This window comes from Alteriqipengyuania flavescens (assembly GCF_030406725.1).
Classification (GTDB): domain Bacteria; phylum Pseudomonadota; class Alphaproteobacteria; order Sphingomonadales; family Sphingomonadaceae; genus Alteriqipengyuania_B; species Alteriqipengyuania_B flavescens.
Genome location: NZ_CP129107.1, coordinates 1,129,542 through 1,155,301, shown reverse-complemented (window position 1 = coordinate 1,155,301; position 25,760 = coordinate 1,129,542). Strand labels below are relative to the sequence as shown.

General features: G+C 67.0%; 24 protein-coding genes. 12 read left to right on the top strand and 12 right to left on the bottom strand.

All coding sequences use genetic code 11. From position 1 onward, the window contains the following. Positions 1–2 precede the first annotated feature (2 nt). From QQW98_RS06030 to QQW98_RS06015, 4 genes are all read left to right on the top strand, one after another. Entirely contained in the window at positions 3–845 is an 843-nt protein-coding gene (locus QQW98_RS06030; RefSeq protein ID WP_290136626.1) for an HAD family hydrolase, read from the top strand. Then, complete coding sequence (locus QQW98_RS06025; RefSeq protein ID WP_290136625.1) at positions 845–1,495, top strand: CoA transferase subunit B; 651 nt, start codon at positions 845–847, stop codon at positions 1,493–1,495. Before QQW98_RS06030 ends, QQW98_RS06025 begins: the two co-directional genes overlap by 1 nt. A gap of 25 nt (positions 1,496–1,520) precedes the next feature. Further along, positions 1,521–2,207, top strand: coding sequence for a phytanoyl-CoA dioxygenase family protein (locus tag QQW98_RS06020; protein ID WP_319023304.1), 687 nt, complete (start codon positions 1,521–1,523; stop codon positions 2,205–2,207). Between the two features lie 331 nt (positions 2,208–2,538). Next, the gene (locus QQW98_RS06015; RefSeq protein ID WP_290136624.1) at positions 2,539–2,673 is read left to right on the top strand and encodes a hypothetical protein; all 135 of its coding nucleotides are present in this window, start codon (positions 2,539–2,541) and stop codon (positions 2,671–2,673) included. Positions 2,674–2,789: 116 nt separating this feature from the next. On the opposite strand, the gene metK is transcribed toward QQW98_RS06015, so the two are convergent. The 6 genes from metK to hisS all read right to left on the bottom strand — a co-directional run bounded on the left by metK (position 2,790) and on the right by hisS (position 10,131). Further along, the gene (metK, locus tag QQW98_RS06010; RefSeq protein WP_290136623.1) at positions 2,790–3,998 is read right to left on the bottom strand and encodes a methionine adenosyltransferase; all 1,209 of its coding nucleotides are present in this window, start codon (positions 3,996–3,998) and stop codon (positions 2,790–2,792) included. Positions 3,999–4,074: 76 nt separating this feature from the next. Next, positions 4,075–5,652 (bottom strand): apolipoprotein N-acyltransferase, encoded by a 1,578-nt coding sequence (lnt, locus tag QQW98_RS06005; protein ID WP_290136622.1) that lies wholly within the window; start codon positions 5,650–5,652, stop codon positions 4,075–4,077. Positions 5,653–5,706: 54 nt separating this feature from the next. Beyond that, on the bottom strand, positions 5,707–6,423 hold the full coding sequence (locus tag QQW98_RS06000; RefSeq protein ID WP_290136621.1) for a DUF4167 domain-containing protein: 717 nt from the start codon (positions 6,421–6,423) through the stop codon (positions 5,707–5,709). A gap of 247 nt (positions 6,424–6,670) precedes the next feature. Continuing rightward, entirely contained in the window at positions 6,671–7,525 is an 855-nt protein-coding gene (prmC, locus tag QQW98_RS05995) for a peptide chain release factor N(5)-glutamine methyltransferase (protein WP_290136620.1), read from the bottom strand. 148 nt (positions 7,526–7,673) lie between these two features. Further along, positions 7,674–8,765, bottom strand: coding sequence for a peptide chain release factor 1 (gene prfA, locus QQW98_RS05990; protein ID WP_290136619.1), 1,092 nt, complete (start codon positions 8,763–8,765; stop codon positions 7,674–7,676). A gap of 79 nt (positions 8,766–8,844) precedes the next feature. Continuing rightward, a complete protein-coding gene (hisS, locus tag QQW98_RS05985; protein WP_290136618.1) occupies positions 8,845–10,131 on the bottom strand; it encodes a histidine--tRNA ligase in 1,287 nt (428 codons plus the stop codon). A 94-nt stretch (positions 10,132–10,225) separates the two neighbouring features. On the opposite strand from hisS, the gene ppa reads away from it, so the two are divergent. After that, positions 10,226–10,756 carry an inorganic diphosphatase gene (gene ppa / locus QQW98_RS05980; RefSeq protein WP_290136617.1) on the top strand — a complete coding sequence of 177 codons (531 nt, stop codon included), beginning with the start codon at positions 10,226–10,228 and terminating at the stop codon, positions 10,754–10,756. A 90-nt stretch (positions 10,757–10,846) separates the two neighbouring features. Here the strand turns inward: ppa and QQW98_RS05975 are convergent, their stop codons facing one another. Together QQW98_RS05975 and QQW98_RS05970 are read right to left on the bottom strand one after the other, a co-directional pair. After that, complete coding sequence (locus QQW98_RS05975) at positions 10,847–12,214, bottom strand: mechanosensitive ion channel family protein (RefSeq protein WP_319023341.1); 1,368 nt, start codon at positions 12,212–12,214, stop codon at positions 10,847–10,849. Positions 12,215–12,333: 119 nt separating this feature from the next. Beyond that, a complete protein-coding gene (locus QQW98_RS05970; protein WP_290136615.1) occupies positions 12,334–12,723 on the bottom strand; it encodes a hypothetical protein in 390 nt (129 codons plus the stop codon). 278 nt (positions 12,724–13,001) lie between these two features. Here QQW98_RS05970 and gltB point away from each other — a divergent pair, with 278 nt between their 5' ends. From gltB to QQW98_RS05955, 3 genes are all read left to right on the top strand, one after another. Next, positions 13,002–17,660: a glutamate synthase large subunit gene (gene gltB / locus QQW98_RS05965; protein ID WP_290136614.1), complete on the top strand. Its 4,659-nt coding sequence runs from the start codon at positions 13,002–13,004 to the stop codon at positions 17,658–17,660. 5 nt (positions 17,661–17,665) lie between these two features. After that, positions 17,666–19,102: a glutamate synthase subunit beta gene (locus QQW98_RS05960; RefSeq protein WP_290136613.1), complete on the top strand. Its 1,437-nt coding sequence runs from the start codon at positions 17,666–17,668 to the stop codon at positions 19,100–19,102. Positions 19,103–19,256: 154 nt separating this feature from the next. Next, entirely contained in the window at positions 19,257–20,063 is an 807-nt protein-coding gene (locus QQW98_RS05955; protein WP_290136612.1) for a hypothetical protein, read from the top strand. A 24-nt stretch (positions 20,064–20,087) separates the two neighbouring features. On the opposite strand, the gene QQW98_RS05950 is transcribed toward QQW98_RS05955, so the two are convergent. Both QQW98_RS05950 and QQW98_RS05945 read right to left on the bottom strand, forming a co-directional pair. Then, complete coding sequence (locus QQW98_RS05950) at positions 20,088–20,450, bottom strand: HD-GYP domain-containing protein (protein ID WP_290136611.1); 363 nt, start codon at positions 20,448–20,450, stop codon at positions 20,088–20,090. Positions 20,451–20,542: 92 nt separating this feature from the next. Continuing rightward, positions 20,543–21,226, bottom strand: coding sequence for a uracil-DNA glycosylase (locus QQW98_RS05945; protein WP_290136610.1), 684 nt, complete (start codon positions 21,224–21,226; stop codon positions 20,543–20,545). A gap of 84 nt (positions 21,227–21,310) precedes the next feature. Between QQW98_RS05945 and QQW98_RS05940 the strand changes: the two genes are divergently transcribed. Genes QQW98_RS05940 through QQW98_RS05925 form a run of 4 tightly spaced genes read left to right on the top strand, consistent with a single transcriptional unit; the run spans position 21,311 to position 24,226 of the window. After that, positions 21,311–21,928: a ribonuclease D gene (locus tag QQW98_RS05940; protein WP_290136609.1), complete on the top strand. Its 618-nt coding sequence runs from the start codon at positions 21,311–21,313 to the stop codon at positions 21,926–21,928. A 24-nt stretch (positions 21,929–21,952) separates the two neighbouring features. Then, on the top strand, positions 21,953–22,597 hold the full coding sequence (locus tag QQW98_RS05935) for an LPS export ABC transporter periplasmic protein LptC (protein WP_290136608.1): 645 nt from the start codon (positions 21,953–21,955) through the stop codon (positions 22,595–22,597). Then, positions 22,597–23,121, top strand: coding sequence for an LptA/OstA family protein (locus QQW98_RS05930; RefSeq protein ID WP_290136607.1), 525 nt, complete (start codon positions 22,597–22,599; stop codon positions 23,119–23,121). The genes QQW98_RS05935 and QQW98_RS05930 overlap by 1 nt, the downstream gene beginning before the upstream one ends. 4 nt (positions 23,122–23,125) lie before the next feature. Continuing rightward, the gene (locus tag QQW98_RS05925) at positions 23,126–24,226 is read left to right on the top strand and encodes a nucleotidyltransferase family protein (protein WP_290136606.1); all 1,101 of its coding nucleotides are present in this window, start codon (positions 23,126–23,128) and stop codon (positions 24,224–24,226) included. A gap of 21 nt (positions 24,227–24,247) precedes the next feature. On the opposite strand, the gene holA is transcribed toward QQW98_RS05925, so the two are convergent. Together holA and lptE are read right to left on the bottom strand one after the other, a co-directional pair. Continuing rightward, the gene (holA, locus tag QQW98_RS05920; protein ID WP_290136605.1) at positions 24,248–25,291 is read right to left on the bottom strand and encodes a DNA polymerase III subunit delta; all 1,044 of its coding nucleotides are present in this window, start codon (positions 25,289–25,291) and stop codon (positions 24,248–24,250) included. Next, entirely contained in the window at positions 25,288–25,749 is a 462-nt protein-coding gene (gene lptE / locus QQW98_RS05915) for an LPS assembly lipoprotein LptE (protein ID WP_290136604.1), read from the bottom strand. The genes holA and lptE overlap by 4 nt, the downstream gene beginning before the upstream one ends. Between the last annotated feature and the right edge of the window lie 11 nt (positions 25,750–25,760).

The window sequence follows — 25,760 nt, the reverse complement described above, 5'->3', positions numbered from 1 at the left end:
GCGTGACGACGAGGCGTTTCCTGGCTGTGCGGATGGCGGCGCTGCTGCTGGTTCCGGCGCTGGGCGGCTGCGTGGCGCTGGCCGGGCCGCTGGTCGGCGGCGCGATCGCGGCCACCGCCGCTCCCTCGAACGGTCGGGTGACGGTGGAGGAGCCCGCGCCGGTGCCCACGGAGGCGGTGCAAGCAGAAGCGCCTTATGAAGTCGTGGCCGGTGCCACCGCCCTGCCCGCACCCCTCGCTGCGCCCCCTGCACCCGCGCCGGCGGCCGGGGCACTGGCGGACCTTACCGCGTTCGCTGGCGAGCAACTGGACCGCGACCCGGTACTGCTGCCGCGCCTTTCGGCGATCCTGCGCGAACCGTCCGAACTCGACGGCTTCCGCACCTTCTGCGGCGTGATGCCGCCGGCGATGATCGTCGATATCGACAGTGCAACCGGGAAAGCCGTCGCGCCCTCGACCCTCTACGGCGCGGAATTCTCGGCGGCGCTGGCCAAGCTGCGCGAAGGCGGCATGGCCATCGCCTGGCTGTCCGACGCGCCGCAAGCCGAAGCGCAGGATGTGCGCGCGAGGTTGCTGGCGGACGGACTGGCAGAGGCTGCGGAGGACCGGTTGCTGCTCGACGGCGGACAGCGCAAGCAGCTGCGCCGCCTCGCGCTGTCGGAAACGCATTGCGTCGTTGCGATCCTCGGCACGGAGCTGGGCGATTTCGACGAGTTGTTCGATTATCTCAAGGATCCGGCCGCCGCGTGGCAGCTGGAAGAAATGATGGGCGAAGGCTGGTTCCTGCTCGGCGACAGGCCGACCGGACGAGCCGCGCTTGCAACCAGGGAAATGGAGACCGATTGATGTCAGGCGAAACCAGGGGCTGGACCCGCGACGACATGGCCGCCCGCGCCGCGCAGGAGCTGGAAGACGGGTACTACGTCAACCTCGGCATCGGCATCCCGACGCTGGTCGCGAACCATATTCCAGAAGGCATGCAGGTCACCCTGCAGAGCGAGAACGGCATGCTCGGCATCGGACCCTTCCCCTATGAGGGCGAGGAAGATGCCGACCTCATCAACGCCGGCAAGCAGACCATCAGCGAGCTTGCCCACAGCGCCTATTTCGACAGCGCGGCAAGCTTCGCGATGATCCGCGGCGGGCATATCGACCTCACCGTGCTGGGCGCGATGGAAGTGGCCGAGAACGGCGACATCGCCAACTGGATGATCCCGGGCAAGATGATCAAGGGCATGGGCGGCGCGATGGACCTTGTCGCCGGGGTGAAGAAGATCATCGTGGTGATGGACCACACCGCGAAAGACGGCAGCGCAAAGTTCATTCCCGAATGCACCCTGCCGCTGACCGGCAAGGGCGTGGTCGACATGATCATCACCAACCTCGCCGTGTTCCAGCGGCCCGATCACGACAGCCCGTTCAGGCTCGTGGAACTCGCCCCCGGCGTGACCGCCGACGAAGTCGCCGCCAGCACAACCGCCCATTACGTCAGCTGAGGACGGGCAAGCCTGCCCCTTCGGGATGACCGCCAGTCTCGATTTTGAGCGTCACGGCGCGATGCTTTGTCGCGGCTTGGCACTCCCGATCCTACCTGATTGTGATGTAGCGTTTCGATCGATAGAGCCGCCGCGAGCGGGGACCCGGTTGTACGATCGGATACTGCCGATATCCGTGATTGGCGCCGCATCGCCGATCACCCAGGTCGTTCGTCAGAGACTTGGCCCGAAGGCTCGCCCGGTGCGGGCTGTATTCTTCGACAAGCGGGCGACTTCCAATTGGGCGCTTGGTTGGCATCAGGATCGGACAATTTGCGTCGCGGACCGTCACGAAGTGCCGGGGTATGGCCCCTGGTCTAGGAAGCTCGGCCAATGGCATGTGGAACCCCCGTTCGCCATTCTTGAAAGGATGGTCACGGTCCGGATTCACCTGGACTGCGTCGACAGAGAGAATGCGCCGCTGAAGATTGCCCTCGCCTCGCACCTCAGGGGAAAAGTCGCAGCCGTGAACGCGGCGGATGTGGCAGCCGACTGCGCGGTGATGGAATGCCTCGCGGATAGGGGGGATATGTGGGTCTACGCGACACCCATCCTTCATGCATCGGATGCAAGCCGAAGCGACGCCGGCCGAAGGGTTTTGCAGATCGATTGGTCTGCCGACGATCTCGCGGAAGGGCTTCAATGGAGGGGGCTGGGACCGGGAGCACCCTGACCGTATCCGCAATTTCTGTAATTACAGAAACACAGGAAGCAAACCGAGCCGCCATGAACCCGATGGGCATCCCCGAAGCCCGCGCCTTCATCCTCAACTGGGGGGAGATGGGCACAGAATGAGGCGTCAACCGCTCGGTCGCGCAGATCCATGCGCTGCTCTACCTGTCCGACCTGCCGCTCCACGCCGAAGAAATCTGCGAGCGGCTGGAGCGTTTTCGGCGCATCTCTGGCGCTCTGCCTGACTGGCAGGGCCCGCAAGCCTTCGTCGCACCCGTCGCACAAGCGCGAGAATCCCGTCCACGACCTCACTCACTGAAGGAGACGGAGAAATGGTCGAAATCAGCCTGGTACTTTACCTCGTCATCAGCATCGCGCTGACGGTCTGGGTCGCGCGGACGCTGTCGAAGAACGGCATCGTCTTTCTGATCGAATGCTTCGGGCACTACGAGGTGCTCGCCCGCTAGACCAACCACTTGCTGGTCGTCGGCTTCTACCTCGTCAATCTCGGCTGGATCCCAGGCGGGCTGTGCCCTGCCACGCAAATGAAAAGGGCGGCTCGCCGGCCGCCCTTTTTCGTGTTTCAGCCCAGTGCAGCCTTGAGATCGTCCACCAGGTCGGTGCGTTCCCAGGGGAAATGGTCGCCATCCGCATCGCGGCCGAAGTGGCCGTAGGCGGCGCTCTTGCGGTAGATCGGCTTGTTGAGGCCCAGGTGGGTGCGGATCCCGCGTGGGGTCAGGCCGCCCAGCTTCTCGATGCCTTTCAGCGCCTGCTCGATTGCCGCGTCGTCCACTGTGCCGGTGCCGTGCGTATCGACATAGAGCGACAGCGGCTTCGAGACGCCGATCGCATAGGCGAGCTGGATCGTGCAGCGCGTGGCATAGCCTGCCGCGACGATGTTCTTGGCGAGGTAGCGCGTGATGTAGGCGGCGCTGCGGTCGACCTTGGTCGGGTCCTTGCCGCTGAACGCGCCGCCGCCATGCGGGGCCGCGCCGCCATAGGTGTCGACGATGATCTTGCGGCCCGTCAGGCCGGCATCACCGTCCGGCCCGCCGATCTCGAAGGCGCCGGTCGGGTTGATGTGCCACTCGGTCTCGTCCGAGAGCCAGCCTTCGGGCAGGATCTCTCCGACCACGCGCTTAACGTAGGACTTGAGCTCGGCTTCCTTGTCGCCCTCGTGATAGCCTTTTGCGTGCTGGCTGGAAACGACGACGGCGGTGCAGGCGACCGGCTTGCCGCCTTCGTAGCGCAGCGTGACCTGGCTCTTGCTGTCGGGCTCAAGGAAGGGCGCGGTGCCGTTCTTGCGGTCCTCTGCCAGGCGGTGCAGGATCTTGTGGCTGTAATCGAGCGGGGCCGGCATCAGGTCGGGCGTCTCGTCGCAAGCAAAGCCGAACATTATGCCCTGGTCGCCGGCGCCTTCGTCCTTGTTGCCGCTGGCATCCACGCCCTGCGCGATTTCCGCCGACTGGCCGTGGAGGTGGTTTTCGAAGGTCAGCGTTTCCCAGTGGAAGCCATCCTGTTCGTAACCGATTTCGCGCACCGTGTTGCGCACGACCTGCTCGATTTCCTCGAGCGCGCCATCGGCCCATTCGCCGTTCTCGAACACGCCCTTGCACCGGATTTCGCCGGCCAGGACCACACGCTGGGTGGTGGTCAGCGTTTCGCACGCCACGCGCGCTTCGGGGTCCTTGGCGAGGAACAGGTCGACGATGGCATCGGAAATCTGATCCGATACCTTGTCGGGGTGGCCTTCGGACACGCTTTCGGACGTGAACAGGTAATTGTCGCGCATCAATGCAAACCCTTTGGGGAGCGGCGCCCCGCGCTGCACCGCGGGGGCGCACCGGAACGATAGGTAGATGCGCGGCTTAACCGCCCGTCCGCCGCCTGACAACCGCTGCAAGGAGCATAAGCAACAGCGACCAGCCCACTGCCAGCCAGTTGCCTGCCTGCGCGAACGGCGTGGCCGCGTGTGCCGGCGGCAGCAATGCGTCGATCCGGCCGCGCTCCTGCCACGGCAGGTGCTCGCGCAACACCCCGCGCGCGTCGATGATCCCGCTGATCCCGGTGGTGGTGGCGCGCAGGACCGGCAGGCCTTCCTCCATCGCCCGCAGCCGCGCCTGGGCAAGATGCTGCGGCGGGCCCCAGCGGCCGAACCAGCCATCGTTGGAATCGTTGAAGATGAAATCTGGCCGGTTACCGTCCTCGACCGTCTCTCCGCTGAAGACGATTTCGTAGCAGACTTGAACCCCGACCTTGCCGAATTCGCCGAGGTCGAGCGTGCGCGCGCCGGGGCCGGGGAAGAAGTCCAGTGTGCCCGGGACCAGCCGGGTGGCGCCGAGCGGCTCCAGCAGCCAGCGCAGTGCGAGATATTCGCCGTAAGGGACGAGGTGCGCCTTCTGGTAGGTGCCGCGGATCGTGCCTGCGTCGTCGATTGCGTGGACGACATTGTAGGCGCCAACCGCCTCCCTGTCCTCCAGCGCAAGGTCGATCGATCCGGTGAGCAGCAGGCTGCCCGGCCCGATCAGTTCCGCCACCCGCGCTCGGGCAAGCTGGGCGCTGCCGCCCCAGTTCTTGCGCAGGTAATAACGCTCCGGATAGCCGTCCTGCAGGTAGTCGACCATGCCGGATTCCGGCCACAGGACGAGGCGCAATCCGTCCGTGCCTTCGCGGCGCCGGCTCAGCGTCGCGAGCTTCTGGTAATTCGTTTCGTAGAAGCGCGGATCGGCCAGCGTCGGCTGGCGGATGTCGGGCTGGGCGATCGTGACGCGCGTGGTCCCTTGCGCGCCCTCGCCGGCCGGTACCAGCATGCCGATCGTCACCAGTCCCGCGATCAGGCCGGCCGGAATCCAGCGGCCCTTCGCGGCCAGCAGCCAGAACAATGCGCCGAGCAGCATGGCGAGGGCCGACAGCGCATAAGTTCCGGTAAAAGGCAGCACGGCGGCAAGCCCCGGCGTATCGTATCCGCCCAGCAGGATCGAGCCGAGCGGGTTCCATGCGAAGCCCGTGAACACCCAGCCGCGCAGCCATTCGGTGACGCCCCATGCCCCGGCCATGGCGAGGGCAAAGGCCCAGCCGCCGCGCGGCCCGGCCAGCCAGCGGGCCGCAAACGCGCCGATGGCAGGATAGGCCGCGAGATAGACGGACAGGATCGGCACCGCCGCCCAGCCGAGCGCGGCGGGCATGTTCGACTGGTAGGTAAAGGCGGTCGCGATCCAGTTCAGCCCGACGGTGAAATGGGCGAAACCGAACCACCAACCGAGCCAGGCCGCAGCCCCTGGACGCTCCGTTCGGGCGACCAGCGCGCAGAAGATCGCCAGGCAAAGCAGCGCGAGCGGCCAGAGCGACAGCGGCGCAAAGCCGGTCGCCGACACAGCGCCGAGCAAGGCGGATGCGATGCGCGGGTGGCGCGCGATGCGGGTTGCGACGGGATCGAAGCGGCTCATCACGGCCCGCAATGGCGGCGCACTGTTACCGTTTCAAGCCGCTATGCGCCCTGCTCAGCCCAGCGCCTCTCGCGGGCCGTCGTCGTCGGCCGCCTTCTTGCGGACCGCGCGGCGACGGGGGGCTGGCTTTTCGACCGCATCATCGCCAGATTCGTCGCCTTTGTCATCTCCGGCAATGGCCGGCGGCAGCACGGCGAGGTCGAGCGAGGCTTCGTCGCTGCCCTTCCCGTTCGCATTGCCGTTTGCATCGGCCTTGCGACGCGGGGTGCGGGCCTTGCGCGGCTTGTCGTCGCGCGGTTCAGGGCGCGCGCTGCGCTCTTCGCCTTCGTCGGCGTCATCGCCATCGTCGTCGTTGTCGCGCGAGCGGCGGCGGGGCTTGCGATTGTCGTCCTCGTCGTTCCGGCTGCGGCGCGGGCGGCGGTCCTGCCGATCATCCTGCCGTTCAACCTGTTCACCGTCGTCATCGTCGTCCGACTGGTTGCGCCCGCGCTCTTCGTCGCGCTTGGCCCGGGCCTCGTCCTGCCGCGCCTTCGTGTCGGCGACGACGCGGAAGTAATGGTCGGCGAATTGCAGGTAATATTCGGACTGCACCCGGTCGCCGTTCATCGAGGCGTCGTGGGCCAGCTTCTTGTACTTGTCGAGCAGCTGCGGAGCGTTGCCCCGCGCGCGACTGTCGATCCGGTTGGCCTGGTTGGGATTGCCGCCCCCGCCGCGGTTGTTGTTGCCGCGGCCCCGACGCCGGTTGTTGTTGTTATTACGGTTGTTGTTCAAGGGAAAACCCGATCCTTAAGCAATGTCGCGCGGGCAACTCTCCATTTGCACCCGCGCCCATGACGCTTGCAGTCCGGCGCGCGCCGCATGCGCGCAGCCGGTTTCTCCTCGCTTGCGATGTGCACAGGCACCCGGCCCGCGCGTTACCGCAAATTTTGGAGTACAGCCGCGCCGGAGGGGAATGTTCGTCCCTCGGGAGGCCGTGAAACAGGAGTTAGCTACCGATTCAACCCTTGCCAAGCCCTAATTACCGGCTTTCCCCACGGTCAAGCGAGAGAATCAGCGCCCGCGGACGCCCGCCGAGGTCTTGCCGCAGCGTCGTGGAAAAGCCCGCTGCCGCCGCGATGGCGCCCACGGCCTCTGCCTGTGTGTGCCCGATTTCCAGCACGGCGACTCCGTTCCCGGTCAGCAGGGCGGGCAGCTGCGGTATCAGGACGCGGTAGTCGTCCAGCCCGTCCGGTCCGGCAAACAGGGCGCTGGCCGGCTCGTACTCGCGTACGTCGCGCTGCAATTCGGCGTCGTTCTCGACGTAGGGGGGATTGCAGATGACGAGGTCGAACCGGCCAAGATCGTCCGCCCAGCCGGCTTGCGTCCAGTCGCGCGCGCGAAACTCCGCGCGTTCGGCGACATGGCGGTTCACCAGCGCGTTCTCGGCCGCAATCTCCAGCGCCGCCGCAGAGGCATCGATTCCCACTCCCGTAGCTTCCGGCAGCTTCCTGAGCAGGATGAGGAGGAGCGCGCCCGACCCGGTGCCGAGATCGAGCACCCGCGTTGCACCGGGCGCCGCCTCCAAAGCTGCATCGACCACGCTTTCGCTGTCCGGGCGGGGGATGAGAACATCGGGCGTCACCCGGAATGGCCGGCCATAGAATTCGGCGGATCCGACGATGTAGGCCAGCGGCTCGCACGCCGCCCGCCTGTCCACCAATGCCTTGAAACTGTCCGGCGCGTCCCAGTTCTCCACCGCCAGACCGCGAAGGAGGAGGTCCGAGCGCGAGACCCTGAGCGCGTGCGCCATCAGCAACTCGGCATCGAGCCGTGCGGTGTCGCTGGTCCCGGAAAGCCGAGCGGTGGCGGCGCGGATGGCTTCGGCGGCGGTCATGCTCGCGAGCCTCGTGACTGTCCTTCGGAAGCGAAGCTGTCGTACTGCGACACCGGCTCAGGACGAGCGGGGCTTTTCCCGCACGTTAGAATCCATGCCCGCGCAGCCTGAGCCTGTCGAAGGCCACATTCAATTGCTTGTAAGCCCGTCACCCGTCCATCGCCGCCAGCCGCTTGGCCTCGTCCTCGGCGATCAGCGCGTCGACGAGTTCGCCGAGGCCTGGGCCGGCGATGATCTGCGGCAGTTTCTGCAAGGTCAGGCCGATGCGGTGGTCGGTCACCCGGCCTTGCGGATAGTTGTACGTGCGGATGCGTTCCGACCGGTCGCCGCTGCCAACCATCGCCTTGCGCGCCTCGGCCTCCGCGCCCTGCGCCTCTTCGCGCTGCTGTTCGTAGAGCCGCGCGCGCAGGACCTGCATTGCCTTTTCGCGGTTCTTGTGCTGGCTACGCCCGTCCTGGCAGGTGACGACCGTGTTCGTCGGCAAGTGGGTGATGCGGATCGCGCTGTCGGTGGTGTTGACGTGCTGGCCGCCCGCGCCGCTGGCGCGATAGGTGTCGATCTTGAGCTCGGTCGGATCGATCTGGACATCGACCTCGTCCGGTTCGGGCAGGACGGCCACGGTGGCAGCGGAGGTATGGATGCGGCCGCCGCTTTCCGTTTCCGGCACGCGCTGCACGCGGTGGACGCCGCTTTCGAACTTGAGCTTGGCGAACACGCCGGTGCCGGTGACGTTGGCGACGATTTCCTTGAAACCGCCGACTTCGCTGGCGCTCATGCTGACCGGTTCGACTTTCCAGCCCTGTTCGGCGGCGAAGCGTTCGTACATGCGGAACAGGTCGCCGGCGAACAGCGCCGCCTCGTCACCGCCGGTGCCGGCGCGGATTTCGAGCATGGCGGGCTTCGCGTCGGCGGAATCGCGTGGGAGCATTGCGATGGCGAGCTGCCGTTCGGCTTCGGGCAGGCGCGCGCGAATATCCGCCAGCTCCTCCGCGGCCATGTCCTTCATTTCGGGGTCGGCGAGCATCTCTTCCAGCCCGGCGATTTCACCGCGCATGTCGCGCACGCCCAGCGCCAGCTTCGCGACCGGCTCCAGCTCCGCATAGTCGCGGCTCGCCTGCACGAACTCGTCGCCTTCCAGCTGGCCCGACGCCATCCGCGCCTCGAGCTCGGCGAAGCGATGGGCGATCTGGTCGAGGCGTTCGGCGGGGATGGTAGTCACTGCACTCTTTTCATTCGTCATCCCGGACTTGTTCCGGGATAGTGCTTACTTTTGGAGCGGTACTTGAAAGAAGCACCACCCCGGAACAAGTCCGGGGTGACTAATAGGGGGTCGTCAGCTTTGTGGTTTGGGTCTCGAGCGGACCCTCTAAGTCTGCAAGTAGGGCTTCTACCCTTGGGCGAACCATGTGATCTCCCACAATTCGCATTCTCGCGACACCCTGTCTAGCATCAAAAACCAACAGCACCGGAGGCGCCTGTTTAGCGGCTTTGTCGAATCGCTTTCTAGGTGAGCCAGTAGCAAACAATTCAGCTTCAATAAGGTTTGCTCGAAGAATTTTCGTCGCAATAATCCCGGTTGCCAAACAAGCATCGTTCTCAACAACCACGTTGACAGTTGCCGGTGGATTCTCCCGTTCCCCCACCAGCATCGCCAGTCGCTCGATGCCCGCAGCCCAGCCCACAGCCGGCGTCGGTGCGCCGCCGAGGCTTTCCATCAGCCCGTCGTAGCGCCCGCCGCCGAGGATGGTGCTCTGGCTGCCGAGCTTGCCGGCGGCCTCGCTGCCCTCGTCGGGAATGAACTCGAAGGCGGTGTGGCGATAGTAGTCGAGGCCGCGCACGAGGCTTTCCGCGCGAGCCCATTTCACGCCAGCTGCATCCAGCCCGCTGGTGACCGCGTCGAAGAAAGCGCGCGCCTCGTCCGACAGGAACTGGTCGATCTTTGGCGCATCGGCCACGAAGCGTTGGTCGCGGCGGTCCTTGGAATCGAGGATGCGCAGCGGATTCTTCTCCAGCCGCTCCTGCGAATCTTCCGAAAGCTCGTCTTTCACGGCGCGGAAATGCTCGACCAGCGCAGCGCGCCATGCCTCGCGGCTGTCGCCGTCACCCAGCGTGTTGAGGTGCAGCGTCACGCCCTCGATGCCGAGCTCCTTCAGCAGCTGGTCGGCCATCGCGAGCAGCTCGACATCCGCCTGCGGCTCTGCCGCGCCGATGATCTCCGCATCGATCTGGTGGAACTGGCGATAGCGCCCCTTCTGCGGCCGCTCGTAGCGGAACAGCGGGCCGTGGGTCGCAACCTTCAGCGGCGCGTGCTGCTGCCAGCCGTTGGAGAGCCACGCGCGCGCAATCCCCGCGGTGAATTCGGGCCGCAGGGTCAGCGAATCCCCGCCGCGATCCTCGAACGAATACATTTCCTTCGACACGACATCGGTCGTCTCGCCGATCGCGCGGCTGAAGACCTCGGTCTTTTCGAACACCGGCATTTCCACGCGGCGGAAGCGGTAGAGCTTGCGGACGCGTTCGAACGTATCGACGACGAAGGCGAACGCCTCCGCTTCGGCGCCGAAAATGTCCTGCGTCCCGCGAATTGCGTGAGGTGTCTTTGCCATGGCCGCGCAATTAGGCGAGGCGCGGGCATTCTGCAATCGCGCTGCCGAAACACCCTTTCGCAAGTGCAGCATCGCGGCTAGAGCGCGCCCCACTATGGACATCAGCAAGATCCCCACGGGCGACAACCCGCCCGAGAGCCTCAACGTCATCATCGAAGTGCCGACCGGCGGCGAACCCGTTAAATACGAGTTCGACAAGGCATCCGGCGCGCTGTTCGTGGACCGCATCCTGCACACGCCGATGCGTTATCCGGCGAACTACGGCTTCGTGCCCCACACGCTCAGCCCCGACGGCGACCCGCTCGACGCGCTGGTCATCGCGCGCAGCCCGTTCATCGCCGGCAGCATCGTGCGCGCCCGGCCCATCGGCGTGCTCAACCTGGAAGACGAGCATGGCGGTGACGAGAAGCTGATCTGCGTGCCGGTGGACACCACCTTCCCCTATTACTCCGACGTCGGGGAAACGAAGGACCTGCCGAGCATCATCTTCAGCCAGATCGAGCACTTCTTCACCCACTACAAGGACCTGGAAGCCGAAAAGTGGGTACGCGTCGGCAACTGGGGCGACGCAGCCGAAGCGCGGCAGATAGTGCTGGAAAGCATCGAGCGGGCCAAGGGTTCGTAATCCTCCCTGCCATAAGCCGCCAGGATTGCGTCCCGGCGGCGGGGCAGGTCCGGGCGGTCGCCCTTTGGTAGCTTCGCTACATTCGCAGACCTATTCCACCGGCCTGCCGCTATCGAGCAGGTCGGTCTCGCCCCCTGCGGCGCGTTCGCTGTCGACCATGCGGGCGACTTCGTTGTCCGGCGCGACATCGTGGTCAGCGGCGTCGGGCGAAGGCTCGGGCGCGGGCTTCCTGGGCTGCGGCGCCGGTTCCTTCGGTTTGGCTTGCGACGCCTCGATATTCTCGAACGGCAGGGTGGCGCTGCGCGGGTCGAAGCGCAGGCGATAGATCGGCTCGGGCAGGCCGAACCCGGCCTCCTCCAGCGCGTCCTTCACCGCGGGGATCGTGCGGCTGCGCGCCTTGTGCCAGTCGGTCTGCGACTGGTCGATCCACGCCAGCACCTGGATGACGACATTCGAATCGCCCACCGCGGTAATGCGCGCCTCGGGCGGCGGATCGCCGAGCACGTAGGGCAGGCCTTTCAGCGTCTCGATCGCCAGTTCGCGCGCGGCCATGGCATCGTCATCCGCATCCACGCCCAGCTCGAACTCGAAGCGGCGTTGCGGATTGCGGGTGTAGTTGAGGATGATCTCCTTGAAGACCTGTCCGTTGGGGATGCGCAGGTGGTTGCCGTCCAGCGTCATCAGGATGGTGGCGCGGCTGGTCAGGCGGATGACGCGGCCTTCCTTGTCGCCGATGATGACGTGGTCGTTGGCACGGAACGGCTGGCGCAGGCTCAGCATCAGCGAGGCGACGTAATTCTCGACCGTGTCGCGCATCGCGAAACCGAGCGCGAGGCCGATGACGCCCGCCCCGCCGAGCACCGCGCCGAGCAGGGCGGAAGCGCCCAGCATGTCGAGCGCGATGACGAGGCCGCCGACGATGAAGACGAAGCGGATCGCCGTCTGGATAACGCCGACCATGAAGCTGTTCGGGGCAACCCGGGACCACAGCGGCTTGAACCCGGCAATCAGGTAACCGAGCATCGCGATCAGGAAAGCCACCGCCAGCGCCGCGGCGATGAGCGGCAGCATGGCGACGAAATCGCGGAACTTCTCCGCCACGCCGCCGAGCCCGAAATCCTGGCCGAGCGAGGTATCGCGCGCGATATCGTTCTGCACCGTCACGACGTCCTCGCCGCGGGCGGCAATTTCCTCCGCCCGGGTGATCGATTCGGCATCGGGAGCCAGCCCGCCGAGTGTCACGACGCCTTCGTTGACGCTGACCTCGACCTGCTCCAGCGCCGGGATCGCGGTGTAGATCGCACGTAGGCGGGCGGCGGTCGCCTCGTCGGCGCTGGCGTCGCGGGTGCTCGAAATGGCGCCTTCGGGTTCTGCCGTCGCTTCGGCCGGCGCCGGGTCGCCCAGCGGAATGGCTGCCTGGGCGGATGCGACAGGGATGATGGCCAGCGCGATTAGCACGAGCACGGCGAAAAGCGCGGCTCTGGCTCGTTGATATGGGGCGCGCTGGTACAGGATGGTGAGCCAAAGCATGGCCGGCGAACGGGCGGCCGCTGACATAGGTTCCGCGTCGTGTCGTCTCAGGCGAGAAGGACCTTTGCGAGCGCCGTGAGGGCGAAGGGCAGGCCGATGGCCACGCCCCACAGGATCAGGACATCGCGCGTGAAACGCGATTTCACGTTGGATGCAGCCTCTCCCTGTTTGTCGAACGCCAGCCAGCGCGCTTCGAACTTGCGGCAGGCCGGGATGATCAGCGCGACGAGGATGACGAGCGAGAAATAGGGGAGGAGCGACGTGGAGCTGCCGCTCTTGTCGAGCGCGCCCATGGTGACGAAGATCAGGAGGCCGGTATAGACCAGCAAGGCGTAGGCGACATGGTCGCTCATCCGCTGGCCCAAGGTCTTGTGGTGGCGCTTGCCGGTCGTTGCCAGTGCGTCGCGATGGACCGTACGACGAATTGCCTCGCCCATGGCTCTCTCCTCTCTCTGTCCCACCGGGCATCCTGCGCCCGCCAGGGGCACCTCGTCAAGGGCAGTAACCCTATGGGCGTGCATACGTGTTCGCAGTTGCAAAAATACGGATGTTTCGCCATGAGGGGATTTCACGACATTTTCTGGGCGTAGCGGTCGGGAAATCGTGCCATAGTTGCAATTGTAACTATCGGCCCGCTTCCCGCTCAGGCCGCCGCTTCGCCGATAAAAACCGCCGGAAGGCCCCGTATTCACGCCTCGCCAGGGCAGGAGAACAAATGGACCGCACGCTGCGCCTCGATCACACGACCCGGGACGGCCTGTACGATTCCCGGAACGAACACGACGCGTGCGGGGTCGGCTTTATCGCCCATATCAAGGGCGAGAAAACGCACGACATCGTAACGCAGGCGCTGCAAATCCTTGCCAATCTCGACCATCGCGGCGCGGTCGGCGCGGACCCGCTGCTGGGTGACGGTGCGGGCCTGCTGATGCAGGTGCCCGATCCGCTGCTGCGCAAATGGGCCGATGGCGAAGGCGTCACCCTGCCGCAGCCGGGCGACTATGCCGTGGCCATGTGCTTCCTGCCGCAGGACGAGGCCGCGCGCGATTTCGCCGTGGCGCAGCTTGAGAAGTTCGTCGCCAAGGAAGGCCAGCAGGTCCTCGGCTGGCGCGACGTGCCGACCACGCTCGACGGGATCGGCAAGGCGGTGCTCGAATCGATGCCGGTGATTCGCCAGTGCATCGTCGCCCGCGGAGACAATTGCGCCGATCAGGACGCGTTCGAGCGCAAGCTGGTGGTGATCCGCAAGCAGACGCTGAACCCGCTCGCAGCGCTGGCGGAAAAGCACGACCTGCCCGGCCTGAAGCAGACCTACATGCCGAGCTTTTCCAGCCGCACGCTCGTCTACAAGGGGCTGCTGCTGGCGACTCAGGTAGGCGCGTTCTACGACGACCTGCGCGATCCCGACTGCGTGTCGGCGCTCGGCCTCGTCCACCAGCGTTTCAGCACCAATACCTTCCCCAGCTGGCGGCTCGCCCATCCTTATCGCTTCATGGCGCACAACGGCGAGATCAACACCGTGCGCGGCAACGTGAACTGGATGAACGCGCGCCGGCGGACGATGGAATCCGAACTGCTCGGCCCCGATCTCGACAAGATGTGGCCGCTGATCCCGCACGGCCAGAGCGACACGGCCTGCCTCGACAATGCGCTCGAGCTGCTGGTCGCGGGCGGGTACAGCCTCGCCCACGCGATGATGATGCTGATCCCGGAGGCATGGGCGCGCAACCCGCTGATGGATGCCGATCGCCACGCGTTCTACGAATACCATGCCGCGCTGATGGAGCCGTGGGACGGGCCGGCGGCAGTCGCCTTTACCGACGGGCGCCAGATCGGCGCGACACTGGACCGCAACGGCCTGCGGCCGGCGCGCTACCTGGTGACGAAGGACGACCACGTCATCCTCGCCAGCGAAAGCGGCGTGCTGCCGGTCGCAGAAGAAGACATCGTGCGCAAGTGGCGCCTGCAGCCCGGCAAGATGTTCGTGATCGACCTGGAGCAAGGCCGCATCATCGAGGATGCCGAGCTGAAGGCCGAGCTGAGCAGCGCGCACCCCTATGCCGAATGGCTGGAAAAGGCGCAGTACAAGCTGGCCGATCTCGACACGATCGATCCCGAGCTGGCGGAAACGCCCGAACATTCGACCACGCTGCTGCAGCGCCAGCAGGCGTTCGGCTACACGCAGGAGGACCTGACCAAGTTCCTCGAGCCGATGGCGATCCACGGCGAGGACCCGATCGGGTCGATGGGCACCGACACGCCGATCGCCGTGCTGAGCGAGAAGAGCCGCCTGCTCTACGATTATTTCAAGCAGAACTTCGCGCAGGTCACCAACCCGCCGATCGACCCGATCCGCGAAGAGCTGGTGATGAGCCTGCTGTCGATGATCGGCCCGCGCCCGAACCTGCTCGGCCGGGATGCCGGCACGCATAAGCGGCTGGAAGTCAGCCAGCCGATCCTGACCAACGAGGACCTCGCCAAGATCCGCAGCGTGGAAAGCGCCCTCGACGGCGCGTTCCGCACGGCCACGGTCGACATCACCTGGGATGCCGCGTCCGGCGTCGAGGGCATCGGGCTCGCGATCAAGGAAATGTGCTGGGCGGCGACCGAAGCGGTGCTGCAGGACCACAACATCCTGATCCTGTCCGACCGCGCGCAGAGCCGCGACCGGGTGCCGATGCCCGCGCTGCTCGCGACTGCGGCGGTCCACCACCACCTCGTGCGGCAGGGCCTGCGCATGCAGACCGGCCTCGTCATCGAAACCGGCGAGGCGCGCGAAGTGCACCATTTCTGCGTTCTTGCCGGTTACGGCGCGGAAGCGATCAACCCCTATGTCGCGCTGGAAACGCTGGAAGACCTGCGCGCCCGCAAGTTCCCGACTGTCGATGCTGACGAGGTGCGCAAGAACTACATCAAGGGCGTGGGCAAGGGCATCCAGAAGGTCATGTCCAAGATGGGCATCTCGACCTACCAGTCCTATTGCGGGGCGCAGATCTTCGACGCCGTGGGGCTCAACCACGATTTGATCGACCGCTATTTCACCGGCACCGCCACCACGATCGAAGGCATCGGGCTGACCGAAGTCGCGGAAGAGGCGGTCCGCCGCCACGCCATCGCGCATGGCGACAACCCGATCTACAAGTCGATGCTGGATGTGGGCGGCATCTACCAGTACCGCCTGCGGGGCGAGGATCACGCCTGGACCCCGGCCAACATCGCCAACTTGCAGCACGCGGTGCGCGGCAACCTGCCGGAGAATTACAAGGCCTTCGCCCAGTCGCTGAACGACCAGGCGGAACGTTTGCTGACCATCCGCGGGCTGATGGAATTCCGGCGCGCCGACAAGCCGGTGCCGCTGGAGGAAGTCGAGTCGGCCAGCGAAATCGTCAAGCGCTTCAGCACCGGGGCGATGAGCTTCGGGTCGATCAGCCACGAGGCGCACTCCACGCTCGCCGTGGCGATGAACCGCATCGGCGGGCGCAGCAACACCGGCGAAGGCGGGGAGGAGCCGGAGCGCTTCCAGCCGCTGCCGGGCGGCGATTCGATGCGCAGCCGCATCAAGCAGGTCGCCAGCGGCCGCTTCGGCGTGACGACCGAATATCTCGTCAATTCGGACGATATCCAGATCAAGATGGCGCAGGGCGCGAAGCCCGGCGAAGGCGGCCAGCTGCCCGGCCACAAGGTGGACAAGCGCATCGGCAAGGTCCGCCATTCGACGCCGGGCGTGGGCCTCATCTCGCCCCCGCCGCACCACGACATCTATTCGATCGAGGATCTGGCCCAGCTGATCCACGACCTGAAGAACGTGCAGCCGAGCGCGCGCATTTCGGTAAAGCTGGTGTCCGAAGTGGGCGTCGGCACGGTCGCCGCGGGCGTTTCCAAGGCGCGCGCCGACCATGTCACCATTTCCGGTTACGAAGGCGGCACCGGCGCATCGCCGCTGACCAGCCTGACGCACGCGGGCAGCCCGTGGGAAATCGGCCTTGCGGAAACGCAGCAGACGCTGCTGCTGAACGACCTGCGCAGCCGCATCGCGGTGCAGGTCGACGGCGGCCTGCGCACCGGGCGCGATGTCGCCATCGGCGCGCTGCTTGGCGCGGACGAGTTCGGTTTCGCCACCGCCCCGCTGATCGCGGCAGGCTGCATCATGATGCGCAAATGCCACCTCAACACTTGCCCCGTGGGCGTGGCGACGCAGGACCCGGAATTGCGCAAGCGTTTCACCGGGCAGCCCGAACACGTGATCAACTACTTCTTCTTCGTCGCCGAGGAACTGCGCGCGATCATGGCGGAGATGGGCTTCCGCACGCTGCAGGACATGATCGGCCGGGTCGACCGGCTCGACATGCGCCGCGCCCTGTCGCACTGGAAGGCGAAGGGCGTGGACCTCGGCCGCATCCTCCACCAGGTCCCGCTCGAAACGGGCGAGCATTATTACCAGACCGGAACGCAGGACCACGGCCTTGCCGCCGCCATGGATGTCGAGCTGATCGAGGCGGCGAGGGGCGCCATCGACGGCGGCGACCCAGTCGTGCTCCAGCGCACAATCGGCAACACCAACCGCACGGTGGGCACCATGCTGTCGGGCGAGATTGCGCGGGCGCATGGCCATCGCGGGTTGCCGCAGGACGCCATCCGGATCGAGCTTACGGGCGTCGCCGGGCAGAGCTTCGGCGCATGGCTCGCCCACGGGGTGACGCTCAGCCTGACCGGCGATGCGAACGACTATGTGGGCAAGGGCCTGTCGGGCGGCCGAATCGTGGTCCGCCAGCCCGACAGCGTCGGGCGTGAGCCGACCGAGAACATCATCGTCGGCAACACGGTGCTTTACGGCGCGATCGCGGGCGAAGCCTATTTCGCCGGCGTCGCGGGCGAAAGGTTCGCGGTGCGCAATTCGGGCGCCGTCGCGGTGGTCGAGGGCGCAGGCGACCATGCCTGCGAATACATGACCGGCGGCGTTGTCGCCGTGCTGGGCGGGACGGGCCGCAACTTTGCCGCGGGGATGAGCGGCGGGGTCGCCTATGTCTACGATCCGGACGGCGATTTCGCGAAGCGTTGCAACACCGCGATGGTCGATATCGAGGCGATTTCGCCCGCGCGCGACGAGGAGGACGGCACCGGCCGGCCCAGGCAGCGCGCCGCCAGCGTGGACGATACCGGCATGGGCGACATGCTGCGCCACGATGCCGAGCGGCTGCGCATCCTGGTGGAGCGGCACCAGCTCCACACGGGGTCGGCCCGTGCCGCCGCGTTGCTGGAGGATTGGGACGCCGCGCTCGGCAAGTTCGTCAAGGTCATGCCCCGCGATTTCCGCGCCGCGCTGCAGGCGCTGGAAGCGGAGCGGGAAGAAGCTGCCAGCGTGGCGGCGGAGTAGGTAATATGGGCAAGGAAACCGGATTTCTCGAAATCGAGCGGCGCGAGCGGGACTATCTCGCGCCCGAAGAACGGCTGAAGAACTATGACGAATTCGTCGTCTCCCCGCCGGAGGACATGCTGCAGGGGCAGGCCGCGCGCTGCATGAACTGCGGCATCCCCTATTGTCACAACGGCTGCCCGGTGAACAACCTGATCCCGGACTGGAACCACCTCGTCTACGAAGCGGACTGGAAGAACGCGCTCGACCTGCTGCATTCGACCAACAATTTCCCGGAATTCACCGGTCGCATCTGCCCCGCCCCGTGCGAGGCGAGCTGCACGCTCAACATCACCGACCAGCCGGTGACCATCAAGAGCATCGAATGCGCGATCATCGACCGCGGGTGGGACGAAGGCTGGGTCAAGCCGCAGCTGCCGCAACGCAAGACCGGCAAGTCGGTCGCCGTCGTCGGCTCCGGTCCCGCCGGCCTCGCTTGCGCACAGCAGCTGGCGCGCGCCGGCCACGCGGTCACCGTGTTCGAGAAGAACGACCGGATCGGTGGGCTGCTGCGCTACGGCATCCCCGACTTCAAGATGGAAAAGCACCACATCAACCGCCGTGCAGTGCAGATGGAAGCCGAAGGCGTCGAGTTCCGCACCAGCACGGAAGTGGGTGTGACCGTCAGCCTCGCCTCGCTGCGGGAGAATTTCAATGCGGTGGTGCTGGCAGGCGGGGCGGAAGAACCGCGCCAGCTCGATATCCCGGGCGCGGAGCTACCCGGTGTGCGGCTGGCGATGGAATTCCTGACCCAGCAGAACAAGCGCAATGCGGGCGACGACGAAGTGCGCGCCGCGCCGCGCGGCAGCCTGACCGCGACCGGCAAGCACGTGGTCGTGATCGGCGGCGGCGACACCGGCAGCGACTGCGTGGGCACATCCAACCGGCAGGGCGCCAAAAGCGTCACCCAGCTGGAAATCATGCCCAAGCCGCCGGAAAAGGAAGACAAGGCGCTGACCTGGCCCGACTGGCCGCTGAAGCTGCGCACATCGTCCAGCCACGAGGAAGGGGCGCAGCGCGACTGGGCCGTGCTGACCAAGCGCGTGGTCGGCAAGAAGGGCGAAGTCGCCGGGCTGGAATGCGTGCGCGTCGAATGGAAAGACGGCCGCATGCAGGAAGTCGAGGGCAGCGAATTCACGCTGGAAGCCGATCTCATCCTGCTCGCCATGGGCTTCACCGGCCCCAAGCGCCGCGGCCTGCTCGACCAGTCGGGCGTGGCGCTGACGGAGCGCGGCGCGGTTTCGGCGGACGAGATGGCCTATGCCACCAGCGAGGCGGGAATCTGGGCCTGCGGCGACATGCGCCGCGGCCAGAGCCTGGTCGTCTGGGCGATCCGCGAAGGCCGCCAGGCCGCCCGCGCGGTTGACGAGGCGCTGATGGGCAAGAGCGAACTGCCGCGCTAGAATGCAGCCGGCGTTTCGGGCGCGCTCAGTCTTGCACCAAGGCGGCACACAAACGGCGTGGCATCCCGCCAGCGTCACAATGCGTGGCCGATTTGTGGAGGATTCGTGACGCCTGTCCTTCACGCGGCCTATATCAAATGATAGTCAAGCCGCGATGGAGGCCGACCACGCCTCCGACACTGCATTCGTGATCAAGGCCGTCGACCTGGCGGCGCTCAACTTTCTCCCCGACAGTCATCCGCGCCCGGTCGAGTCCGAATGGATCAATCGCGCAACCGACCAGGTGCTGCGGCCTATGTCGGTCGAGCAGATGCTGCGCACGCTGCACCGGCCCCGCCTGTCGGAAAGCGCTGCCCGGCTGCGGGAGAATGCGGGCCTGCGCCTGTGGTTCGCCCACGCAGCCGCGCGACACTCGTTTGCCCGCGATTTCGCCGCCGCGCACGAGGCCTTGTCCACGCTCGACGAATATACCGTGCTCGCCGTATTCGAGCGGCGGCAGCAGGCCGACTACGCCATTGCCGAACTGCTGCATGCCGGGGTCCCCAACGATCGGATCAGCAAGTTCTGGCGCGTCAGCCGCTTCATGGATACCCAGATCGGCTGGCAGCAGGGACACAGCCCGATGCAGGTCGCGGGCACGGTTGCGGGCACCGGCCTTGCGGGCGCGTTGTTCGGCCTCGCGGTGTTCTCCATCCCCGGGGTGGGGCCGGTTGCGGCTTCCGGCGCCATTCTCGCCTCGACCTATGGCTCGATGGCGACGGTCAGCGGCATGCTCGGCGCAACCGGCGGGGCGATCGCGCGCATGCTCGACGATGTCGACGTGGACGAGGTCGCGGCGAACCACCTCGAAAGCCAGATTCGCACCGGCAAGACCTTCCTCACCGTCGATACGCGCAGCCTGCATGCCGAGCCGGCAGACGTCGCAGCATTGCTGCGCGCGGAAGGTGGCGAAGTTATCTGAGGCCGGGGCGAAGGCGGCGCGCGGTCAGGCAGCCAGCTTTTCGTCGCTCGCCACCAGTTCGCGCAGCGCGGCAAAACATTCGGGATCGACCGCCTTGCCGACCTCGCCCGCCATGATGCCGAGCGCCTTTTCCACCGGCATGGCCCCGCGATAGGGGCGGTTGCCCGGCTTTTCCAGCACCGCGCTGGAGACGCCGAGCTTGCCGATATCGTGCAACGCCGCCGCCCGGCGCAGCTGGCGCACGCGGCCTTCGGGAACATGGAGCTTGCGCGCCAGCCCTTGGGCAAAGTCGGCGACCCGCGTCGAATGACCCGCCGTGTAGGGGCTCTTCGCATCGACCACGCGCCCGAACGCGGCGGTGACCGCGTCGAGGTACTCCTCGTCCACCGCGACGAGATCGCGCGGGGCGCATTAGGCCCAAGCGGCTTGGCAAACCCTCCCGCAGCATGGTTAACGCGGGGTATGCAGGAGCGCGTTTTTCAGGGACGCCAGTCGATCCCGCCGCGCCCCTTCGCGTCGAGGAAGGCGTTGGCGCGGCTGAACGGGCGGCTGCCGAAAAACCCGCGCCGGGCGGAAAGCGGGCTGGGATGCGGGTTCTCTATCACCAGATGCCTCCCGTCCGAGAGGCCGGGAATGCGGGCGGCTTTCTTCTGCGCGTGGCTGCCCCACAGGATGAACACCGACGGCGTGTCCTGCGCCGCGACGGCGGCGACGCAGGCGTCGGTGATCGCGTCCCACCCCCGGCCCGCGTGGCTGCCTGCCTTGCCGTCCTCCACCGTCAGCGTGTTGTTGAGCAGCAGCACGCCGCGCTGGGCCCAGCGCGTCAGGTCGCCGCGGTCGGGCCGGTCGATGCCGAGATCGCTTTCCAGCTCGGTATAGATATTGCGCAGCGACGGCGGGATGCGGACGCCTTCGGGCACGGAGAAGCTGAGCCCCATCGCCTGCCCCGGCCCGTGATACGGGTCCTGCCCGAGGATGACGACCTTGGCATCCTCCGGCGCGGTCAGCTCCAGCGCGCGCAGCCGCTGCCCGCGCGGCGGGTAGATCGCCTTGCCCGCCGCCTCCTCGGCCTGCAGCCAGCCGCCCAGCGCCCGCGCTTGCGGAGACGCGAGCACCGGCTCCAGGATTGCGCGCCAGGCGGGGGGGACGGGATCGTCGGTCATCGGCCCGCCCTGCCTAGGCCCGCCGCAGCGCCCCCGCCAGCGCCTCTTCCCCTCAATCCCCATGTCGCCTAAGGCGCTCAGCCTATGGCTGTATATTTCCACGAAGAAGACCTGCCCGAAGGCGTGCTCGCGCCGGGCCCGATTGCCGTCGATACGGAGACGATGGGCCTCGTCACGCCGCGCGACCGGCTCTGCGTCGTCCAGATCAGCGACGGGCAGGGGGACGAGCATCTCGTCCGCTTCAACCCCGGCAGCGATTACGACGCGCCGAACCTCACCGCCGTGCTCGCCGATCCGGAGCGGCTGAAGCTGTACCACTTCGCCCGCTTCGACCTTGCCGCCATCGAATATTATCTCGGCGTGATGGCCGCGCCGGTGTTCTGCACCAAGATCGCCAGCAAGCTGGTGCGCACCTACACCGATCGCCACGGGCTGAAAGTGCTGGTGGAAGAGCTGGTGGGCGAGAATATCTCCAAGCAGCAGCAGTCGAGCGACTGGGGCGGCAAGGAGCTGTCCGAAGCCCAGCGCGACTATGCGGCGTCGGACGTACGCTATCTCCACCGCATGCGCGAAAAGCTGGTCGAGCGGTTGGAACGCGAAGGGCGGACGGAACTCGCGCAGGCCTGTTTCGATTTCCTTCCCACGCGGGCGCGGCTGGATATCGCCGGCTGGGCCGACCACGACATCTTCAGCCACATGTAAGGCGACAGGGACCACACACAGCAGATGACCGCAGCCGCCGACCAGATGCGCAACCGCCGCCAGCGCCTCGCCGCGCCGGGCGGCGCGCACGACCGGCTGGTGCGCATCCTCGCCGTGGCATTGCCCGCGGCTGTCGGGGTGGTCGCCGCGCTGATGGTGGTCACCCCGCTGGCGCCGCGCGGGGAAATCAGCTTCCTGCTCGATCGCAACAAGGTCGCCATCGCGCCCGACCGGCTGGCGGTGCGCCAGGCAATGTACCGCGGGCAGGACGACAACGGCCGGCCGTTCTCGGTGATGGCGGCCAGCGCGGTACAGGAAACCAGCACGGACACCACGGTCGAGATGGGCCGGCTGGAAGCGCGCATCCTGCTCGATGCGGGGCCCGCCATCCTGCAGGCGACCGGCGCGGTCTACGACTTCGCCAAGGAACTGATTTCGGTGGGCGACACGGTCGAATTCGAAGCGGCCGACGGTTACCGGATGACGGCGCGCAACGTGACCGTCGACATTGCCGAACATACCGTCATCGGGTCTGGCGGTATCGAAGGCGCCATTCCCGCCGGCAGTTTCAGCGCCAACGCCATTCGCGCCGACCTGGATGCGCGCGAGATCACCCTGTCAGGCAATGCGCGGCTGCGCATGGTGCCGGGCAAACTGAGGATGCCGTGATGACCGCCTACCTCCGCCGCTTCGCTTTCGGTTTCCTTGCCGCCACCGCAGCGCTGCTGGGTTTGCAGCAGGTCGCGGCGCAGGCGATCGCCGACCATAACTCCAACGCGCCGGTGGATTTCGCCGCCGACCGGATCGAGCTGCAGGACCGGCAGAACCGCGTGGTGCTGTCGGGCGATGTCGTCATCAGGCAGGCGGGCCTGACGCTCACCGCAGCGAACACGATCATCAATTACACCGACGCCGGCACGTTGCAGATCCAGCGCATCACCGCGACCGGCGGCGTGAACGTCACCCGCGGGAACGAGGCGGTGCGGGGCAATGTCGCGGTCTACGATTTCAACCGCCGCATCATAACCGTGTCGGGTGCGGTCGGGATCGATCGCGGGTCCGACCGGCTTCGCGGCGGCAACCTCGTCATCGACCTGCGCAGCGGCCGTTCCGCTATCGAAGGCAGCGGGGCCCCGGCTGCCAATGGCGAGCCGTCGGGCCGCGTGACCGGGCGCTTCTCCGTCCCCGACTGATGCAATGAGCGAGGCCGCGCGGACCGCCCTGCTCGCCCTTATCGGCGGCGATGCGGGACCGGCGGGCGCGCTGGACGAGCGCGAATGGAGAGTGCTCGCGGCGATGGCTGCGGACCACCGGCTCGGCCCCCTGCTCCACCACCTCCACTCCGGCAACTTGCCTGCACCCTTCGCGGCGGAATGCGCCGCCGCCCATCGCCGCTCCGCTCTGTCGGCCATGGCGCTCCAGCGCGCGCGGCTGGCTCTGCGCGACGTGCTGGGCGAGCGGGGCATCGAGCCGTTATTCCTGAAAGGGAGCGCGCTGGCGCTTCATGCCTATGCGGAGCCTGCGCTTAGGCCGATGCGCGATCTCGACGTGCTCTTCCCGGCAGACATGGCGCAAGCCGCGTGGGATGCGCTGCTCGCTGGCGGGTACGAAGCTGCCGAGCCGGTCCGGCACGATTTCGCAACGCTCGCCGCGGCGCATCACCACCTCCCGCTGCTTGTCGGGCCGGACGGCGTGGAGGTCGAGCTGCACATGCGGCTGTGGAGCCGGGCGGACGACCCGCTGATGCCGCAGGAACCAGAGGATGTCTCCGACAAGGCGGTGAGGGTCGATGGCTTGGCCTTCCCGTCACCCGAACACCAGTTCGCGCATCTCGTGGTCCATGCGGTCCATGTTCATTCGCTCGACGTCGGGCCGCTGGTGCTGGTCGATATCGTGCGGCTGGCGGAGGCGCATCCGCTCGACTGGGACGCGATCTGGTTCGAGGCCAAAAGGGCAGGCTGGGCCCGCGCGGCTGCCCTGATCGTGACGCTCGCCGAAAGATGGGTGGCGCCGGGACTGCTCGCCCGGAGTCGATGCCCGCAGCTTGTACCCGACAACGTGGTCGCGGCGGTGCCGGACCTGCTTCTCCAGCCTCTTGCGGAGCGGCATCGGTCCATCATGCTGGCCGGGCTTGGCAAAAGCGAGCTGCCGCAGACCCGTGCCCCTGCCCCGCGGCCCTGGGGCGATCCGCGATGGCTGGCGAACCGGGCGGTGCGGCTGGCCGGTGCAGTCACGGATGCCGGCGCACGGCGCAGGGCGGCGCAGATGACCGCGCTGCACGCCTGGCTGGGCGACTAATTCGGGATCAGTCGCGCGCGATTATCGGCGGGGTGCCGCCTGCCGGGCGATCGCGGTCAGTTCCTGCACCAGCAGCACGTCGGCGCTGCGGCTGTCGCCCAGCATCCGGCGATGGAGGTCCACCAGCCGCTGCGTCAGCCGCGCCAGTTTCGGCCCGCGCCATGCCCTCAACTGGACGGCGAGATCCCGTTCGTCCTTGAAGAAGATGCGCCGGGCGCGCTTTTCGCCTTCTATGAAGGACTGGATATCGCCGCGCGGCCCCATCCGGGCGGCAAGGCCCGCCAGCTGCGCCGCGCGCCGTTCCATCGCCAGCACCAGCCCGACGGAATTCAGCCCGATTTCGCGCATCCGCCGCACTTCCGCCGGCAGCTTGTGCGCCTCGCCCGACAGGACCGCGTTGACCAGGGGCATGAAGCCATCCTCCTCGGTCGTCGCGCCGATGGCACCGAGGACTTCCGCATCGACTACCTTGGGTGACTGGATCGAAGCGTCGAGATATAGCGCCAGCTTGTCGATCTCGCTTTGCGCCAGCCGCGAATCGAGGCCCGTGCCGCGCGCGATCCGCTCCGCCATGTCGCCGTCGAGCCTCAGGCCCGCCTTGTCCGCCATCTGCCGCACAACGGGCGTGAAATCGTGCAGCGTCGGCTGGTAGAACATCGCCACCAGCGCATCCTTGCGCTTTTCCAGCAGCTTGGCCGTGCGCGACTTGTCGGTGGCGGAGGTCGCCACGACCAGCACCGGGCACGGCTCCACCCCGTCGGCCTCGACCTGCTCGATCAGCGTGCGCAGCGGCTCCGCCATTTCATCGCCGCTGGCGCGCACGCGGATGTGGCGGGTCTCGCCGAACAGGGAGGAAGACCGCGCCTCGTCGCCCAGCAGGGCGGGGTCGCGCTTGAGGTCGCCGCCGGACAATTCGACCTTCTCGCCCGGATCGTCGAGCATTCCGGCGAGCGTGTCTGCAGCCGCCGCGGCTCCCGCTTCGTCGGGCCCGCAGAAAAAGAAATAGCGGCATTGCGCCGCAGCCCCCTTCGCGGTGCGGGCGAAATCGCGCTGGGTCGCCTTCACGGCTCGCGGAGTTCGAGGCTGAGGCGGGTGACGATCCGGTCGGCCACTTCGAGCGCGAGGTTCTCGAGCGCCCGCTCCTCCGCCGCGACCGTCGCATATTCGGACGAGACGACGTCGATCCCCGCATCGGACCCGGCAGTCGCGTCGAGCAGCACGGTGTCGCTGGCGACGTCGACCAACTGGTACCGCGCGCGCAAGGTGCGCCGTTCGCGGCCGATGGTCTCGTCGGTCAGCAGGCCGAGCCCTTCGAGCTGGTCGTCCAGCACGATGTCGAGCCGGTAGCGGGCCGAACCCTGGCCGGATGTGCCCAGCCGGTCGATCAGGGCATTGCGGACCAGCCAGCCCGCCCGCCCTTCGATCGCCGGGACCTCGATATCCGCCAGCCCGCGCACCACCGCCCCGTCCCCGCCGCCGGCATAGAGCGGCTGCAATCCGCACGCGGGCAGCGCAAAAGCCATAGCGAGGGCAG